The sequence below is a fragment of the Desulfovibrio sp. genome, assembly GCF_047607245.1.
Taxonomy (GTDB): Bacteria; Desulfobacterota; Desulfovibrionia; order Desulfovibrionales; family Desulfovibrionaceae; genus Desulfovibrio.
This window is the reverse complement of record NZ_JASGDK010000180.1, coordinates 1-6,569: the sequence shown is the minus strand read 5'-3', so window position 1 is coordinate 6,569 and position 6,569 is coordinate 1. Positions and strand designations below refer to the sequence as shown.

Below are 6,569 nucleotides of genomic sequence, written 5' to 3'. Positions count from 1 at the left end.
CCCCCCCGAAGCACCCCCTATTCTACCCCGACCAAAAAGTATTTTTTCGGGGTCGGCTGCGCGCGAACCTCGCCGACGTGTCAGCTTCGGTTCTTTATGACGCCGCCCCCGGCAATAGCTTGCGCTTCGCCTGAGAACCTGCTGTATCCGAATCAAATTGCTTACGCAGTTGCACCCGCTGACTTTGAACATGTTGAGATTAACGATGGGGTGTGCTTCTCTGCTCATCACAACTATACCAAGAATCATCCAACTTCCTTTTACATTTGAGAACGGATGATAGCATTGTACTGCGCGGCTCCTTGCATCACTGAGCGGTTCACACTTCTGCCTCACTGATCCGCCTCAAAACAATTAGATGCCTCTAAGCTTTCATTCAACGAGAAAGCACACGATGGTATTGCGTGGCGCGAAGGGAGATCACCGAGAGAAGCGAGGAAGCTCCCGCAGCAAATGCCGCGCAGCCCTCGCCCCGTGACGGGATATGGAAAGCCCAAGGGGTGATCCGGGGGGAGTACAGAGAGGGCCTCGGAGGGGCGCAGCCCCTAACAGGCCCCTTCTGCCGCCCGCCGCGCAGGCGGTCCAAATGAGATACCTAACGTAAACTACAGTAAAAATGCGCATTCACGCCGCGAAAACGTGCTTTGCGGTTACGTTAGCCCTCCCAAAATGTCCCATGGTGATATAGATACTCCCGCTCTGAGCAGAAAATCCTTATCTTTCCACATAAGAAGGCCCCGCTTGACAGCGGGGCCTTCTACATTATTTCATCGGGCTATGCCAATTCTCAACCATTGGCGCTCAAGCTGGCAATAAGCTTTTCCAGTTCACCCGCCTGCTTGGACAGGTCAGCGATGGCAATGGTGCACTGCGCCATACCCTGATCGGTGTCGGCAGCGATACTGCTGATGGAGCTGATGGCCTTATTGATTTCCTCTGACGTGGCAGACTGCTCCTCAGCCGCAGTGGCGATGGAGTGCACCTGATCCCCGGCAGCTTCCACCATACGCACTACCTGGGCGATAGCTTCGCCCGAACGTTGCGCCAGATCGGTCGCCTCGCTTACGCGCTGCACGGCAGCTTCCATTTGCGTTACGGCATCCTTGGTGCCGTCCTGAATACCGCCGACCGCGTGGCGCACTTCAGTAGTGGCTTGAGCGGTTTTTTCCGCCAGCTTGCGCACTTCGTCCGCCACCACGGCAAACCCGCGCCCGGCCTCGCCCGCACGGGCGGCCTCAATGGCGGCGTTAAGCGCAAGCAGGTTTGTCTGGTCGGCGATGTCAGAAATAACGCCCATAACGGCCCCAATGCCCCGGGCCTGTTCGCCAAGATTGTCCATAATACTGGTCAGGCGCGAAGCTTCGTCGTGGATGGACTGCACCGCAGCCGTTACTTCGGCCACCAGATGTGCGCCGCTTTGCGCTTCCTGCTTGGCGGCGTCTGCGCTTTGTGATGTGGCGGCAGCGTTTTGCGCCACTTCCATAATGGTGGCGTTCATTTCTTCCACGGCCGTGGCCGTTTGGTACACGCGGGAACTTTGCTCGCGCGCGCCCTGACTGGAATGCTCAATCTGTTCTGAAAGCTGCTTGGACGCGTCGGCCATATGCTCCACCACCTGTGAAGCCTCTACGGCCGCCTTGGCTATGGCTGCATTCTGGTCTTCAATACGGCTTTTCTGGGTATATATCTCCGTAAGATCATTCCAGAAAGCTATGGAACCCAGCAGAGTGCCATCAAGATTGTAGAAAGGAGTGGTGTGCACGTCGATGCGCAGCTTGCGTCCCGAAACAGTGGTGTAGTCAAACTCGTGCGAAAGAGCCTTACGCTCTTTGATGGCGTGGTCAGACAGGGTTTCACTGCTGGCGTCGTTCTGGAAGAACAGGCCGGAGCGCTGTCCCACATAAGATTCGCGCGGATCGGTCTTTTCCAGCAGGCGGCATATTTCGTCATTGACCCATATCATATTGAAATCAGGCCCCACTATGCCGCAAGGCGTGGGAATGCCGTCCAGCACCCCCTGCGAGAACCCAAGGCGCTTTTTAAGTTCTTCAACCATGCTGTGCAGATATCCGGCGAATGTCGCCATTTCTGCCCTGAACTGGCCGTGCATTTCTGCCTTGAGATCGCCCGCCGCCACCCTGGCGGTAAACTCGGACAAAGCACGCAGAGGCCGAAACAGCAGGCGTTGGTTGATAAGGGTCAGCAGACCAGCCAAAAGCACTATGGCAATCAGCCCCACCCCGCATAACACTGCACGCTGGGTCAGGGCAGGAGCCGCCAGTTCGGCGTCATAGGCGCTCATGCAGACAAACCAGCCCGTAGCCGGAATGGGGGCCACGGTCATAAATTTTTTCTCGCCTTCCCACTGATATTCAATGGTGCCCAACTGAGCTTTCATGGCTTTTTGGACAAAGTCCTGCCCTGAAAGGTCTGTCAGCAGCAATTTTTTATTGGTGCTGTGGGCGATGATGCGGCCCTTGGCATCCAGAGCAAAGCCATAGCCCCGTTGTCCGAGGCGGATGGGGTCAATGGTTTTTGCGGTAAAATCACTCCAGCGGGGGCACACGGCCACAGCGCCCAGCAGGTTGCCGTCAGGGCCATACACGGCCTTGGCCGCCACATACACCAGCACGCCTGCGTCGGTGGTGGCCGTCATGACGCTGCCGCTGAATGCCTGGCTTTTGCCGCCGAAAATGGCTTTGCTGTAATCGCGGTCAAAACGGTCGCCGCCGGTCATGTCCTTGAGGTCGGCGTTCAGGCCCGCAACAATGCGCCCCTTGGTATCAAAAACGAAAAATGACCAGTAGGACGGAAAGGCCTTCACATAGGTATGCAAAAGCTGCTGCACATCCTGCGCGGCGAGGGTTGAGCCATCCAGAGCGTCACGGACAGATTCCTGACCAGCCAGGGCTGAAGCCACATCAACGGACTGTTCGATGTAGTTCTCGGCGGATTGGGCCACAATCCTGCCAGTCTGGTCCAGAGCCTCGCTCTGCACGCCAGACACCATCTGGTAAGAAGATGAAGACACATATACGATCAGAATCGCTATGATGACAAAAATGGATGCCGTTATGGACACTGTGCAGATGGTATTGATGCGAAGCTGTCGCATTGTGCGCCCCCAGACGCTGAGGTGAATCAGGTACCCCGCATGTATGCCAAGCCGAAGGCGTTGACAACTGCTTTTGATACGCAAAATCTAATATTTTCGGCAAACCCGCCGCATGGCGCTTCGCTGCTGTCTGCGATGCACGCACAGGCCGCGCGGATGCCTGCATGCAAAACCGCATAATTTTGCCTGCATATCCGGTGTTCATTTATATCGTTGAACTGCAAAAAAACATTAGCCCCGGTAAAAAATCTCTCCGGCCAGCGCTTTTCGCCCACAGGCAGCGTGGATTTTTATATGGCATTAACTGTAATTTCATGATTATATGGTCTGGCTTGCAAAAATGGACCCAAGGGCCGCATATCAAGGCATAAAACAGGAGGGAGCATGAGTACACATGTAACGTGGGCACTGGTGGGCTTCGGCATCGCCCTACTCTTTATCTGGGTGTACCACATGCTCAAAAAACGCGGTTTTAAATTTTTCTGGTACCACCCGCTTTTTACAGGCCTGTTCCTGCTTTTTGTCCTTTATTTATTGGAACGGATTTTCGCTGACCTGTCAGATTTTGAAGTGCAGGAAAGCTGGAATATGCTGACCTACCTGGGCATTCCCCTGGCTGCAGCAGCCATTTTCTTTCTTTTTCGCAGCTTTAAGACTAAAAAAAGGCAATAGCGCCACCACCGTATTCTTTTTATCGGGCGCAACCCAATGACAACACCACTGAAGAGCAGGGCACCCTGCTCTTCTTTTTTTAGGCATGACACTTGCAAATTGTCGGGATAATGCCCCAACGACACGGCACACGGCAGCCTGAATGAGGGCGCAACCACCGTGCGGCAGGCTCACAGAGACTTTTTTCCCGTTCAACCTGCTGTACCATAAGGAAAAACATAGAGCATACCAGCGCAACATCCCCCCAGACAATTCACCTGTTTTCTGCTTAACGGCTTTGGCGGCAAAATGGGAATAGTAGTCTGCGCCTAATTTTCTACGCTTATGTTGAAACCATAATAGCACAATAACATACCAATTTATAAAATCTTTTCTTTGAACATATAGAAGGGCACTTTTTCTTGCCTGATAATTTTCTACATAAATGTATATATATTTACACTGGGTTTCAAAGCTCTTATAAATGTAAACACTTAATGATTTTAGCTGGTTGTATAACCATTCAGCCTCAAAACCTGCTATTTGCCCACGCCTCAGAGCATCCTAGATTTCTAATTTTTTATTCAATAAAATTAGCTCATTAATTACATTTGTCCGTTTTTTCACAATATTTATCCAGCTGCCCTTAAAGGCACGCTCCTGATTCTTTGCTGCTATCAGCGCTCATTATGGCCACTTCCTACTATTTTGTAACAAACTCAATAGCAAAACTACTGTTGCGTAACTTTTTTTCATGTCAATTTTTAATTAATCATTTATTTTAAGCATGTTACAAAAATGGAACCCTTCTTGCTTATGTGCATTCATGGATCGAAATATTTCAGTCCTGCACGTAAACCACTGGGAGGCTTTCATGAAATTGTTCAAGTTGGCGACTGCTTGTGCTCTGACACTCTTTATGGGGCAGGCGGCCCTTGCGGCGGAACAGCCCATCAAAATCGGCTTCCCTATTCCCCTTACGGGCGAGATCCCCAAGGTCGGCGAAGGTTCCAAGTTTGCAGCTGAAATGCTGAAAGAAGAAATCAACGCCAAGGGCGGCCTTAAGGTCGGTGACAAATATTATCCGCTTGAATTCATCTATGAAGACAATGAATCAAAGCCAGAATCTGCGGTTAACGTCACCCTCAAACTGATTGAACGCGACAAGGTTCACGCCATCGTGGGCCCGCAGTCTTCGCGCCAGGCCGTTCCCGCTGGCGGCGTTGCCAACGACGAAGAAGTCCCCCTGATCACCCCCTGGTCCACCAACCCTGATGCCACCAACGGCCGCCCCTGGGTGTTCCGCGGTGCTTTTCTTGATCCCTTCCAGGCTCCTGTAGCCGTGGATTTTGCCAGCAAGCAGTTTAAAGCCAAAAAGGCCGCAGTACTCTTTGAAGTGTCCAACGACTACTCCAAGGGCCTGGCTGACAACTTTAAGGACGCCTTTGAGAAGGTACACGGCAAGGGTTCCGTGGTTGCTATGGAGTCGCACGGTCCCAAGGATCAGGACTTTTCGGCCCAGCTGACCAAGATCATCGCGGCCAAGCCCGACTTCATTTTTGTGCCCGAGAACTACAGTTTTGCAGCTCTTATCGTGCCGCAGGCGCGTGACCTTGGCTACAAGGGGCCCTTCATGGGTTCTGATGCCTGGGGTTCGGCGGAACTGTTCAACCTTTGCGGCAAAGACTGCGTGGACCAGTACTTCTCCACCCACTACACGGCTGAAGGCGCCACGGGCAAGACCAAGGAATTCATCGACAAGTACAAGGCAAAGTACGGCTATGTGCCTGACGACGTTGCCGCCCTTACCTGGGACTCCATCAACATCGTACTGAAGGCCATTCAGAACGGCGGCAAGATCGACCCCGACCTCAAGAAGCAGCGTACGGTCATTCGCGACAACATGGCCAACCTTGAAAACTTCGACGGCATTACCGGCAGCATGAAGTTCGACGCTAACCACGACCCCATCAAATGCGCTGTTATCGTGCGCGTTACTGACAGTGGAAGCTTCGCCTTCGTTGAATCAGTCTGCCCCAAATAGCCAGACCTGCTGACAAGCCTGGGATGGCAGGCCGTGTGTGCCCGCGGGGGGCGGGTACACACGGCGCACACTGCCTGCGGGTTTTTCCGGCACTGGCCGCGCATATGGGCAAAGGCCCATCCCCTCTGCGTAGCCTGACGCCGAAACAAACCCCAACTGCTGATACCGAATCGGGTGCCCTATGGACTTTTTTTTGCAGCAGATGCTCAACGCACTGCAATGGGGAAGTTTTTACGCGCTTATAGCCTTGGGCTACACCCTGGTGTACGGGGTGCTGCGGCTCATTAACTTTGCCCACGGCGATATTTTCATGGTGGGCGCGTACATTGCCTTTTTTGTTTCAACCTGGCTCATTTCCGGCGACGGCCTTGGGCTGCCGCAACAAACCGTGCTCTGGCTGACCATTCCTCTTACAATGATTCTTACGGCTTTTGTGGGCGTAACCATCGAGCGCGTGGCCTACAGGCCTCTGCGCCGCAAGGGCGCACACCGCCTTTACGTGGTCATCACGGCCCTTATGTGCGGGCTCATTCTTGAAAACGGCAACCTTGCGATTTTAGGCGCCACCAAGCGCAAGCTGCCGGAACTCATTGACAAAACAGTCTACTCCATCGGCCCTCTGGTTATCACCAACCTGAAACTCTGGGTCATCGTGGCGGCTATTCTTGTCTTCATCGCTTTGCAAACCATAGTTACGCGCACCAAGGTGGGCATGGCCATGCGCGCCGTGTCCTGGGACCGCTTCGCCCTGCCCCTTAT

Annotated in this window: 4 protein-coding genes; 3 read left to right on the top strand and 1 reads right to left on the bottom strand. The window is 53.3% G+C overall.

Annotated features, from left to right (window positions below; translation table 11 throughout):
- Positions 1-787: 787 nt before the first annotated feature.
- Positions 788-3,115, bottom strand: coding sequence for a methyl-accepting chemotaxis protein (locus QM579_RS13260; protein WP_414999603.1), 2,328 nt, complete (start codon positions 3,113-3,115; stop codon positions 788-790).
- 384 nt (positions 3,116-3,499) lie between these two features.
- Here QM579_RS13260 and QM579_RS13255 point away from each other — a divergent pair, with 384 nt between their 5' ends.
- From QM579_RS13255 to QM579_RS13245, 3 genes are all read left to right on the top strand, one after another.
- Positions 3,500-3,787 (top strand): hypothetical protein, encoded by a 288-nt coding sequence (locus QM579_RS13255; protein WP_414999602.1) that lies wholly within the window; start codon positions 3,500-3,502, stop codon positions 3,785-3,787.
- An 853-nt stretch (positions 3,788-4,640) separates the two neighbouring features.
- Entirely contained in the window at positions 4,641-5,810 is a 1,170-nt protein-coding gene (locus QM579_RS13250) for an ABC transporter substrate-binding protein (protein WP_414999601.1), read from the top strand.
- Positions 5,811-5,991: 181 nt separating this feature from the next.
- Positions 5,992-6,569 (top strand): branched-chain amino acid ABC transporter permease (locus QM579_RS13245; RefSeq protein ID WP_414999600.1); only part of this gene is annotated, 578 nt, incomplete at its 3' end.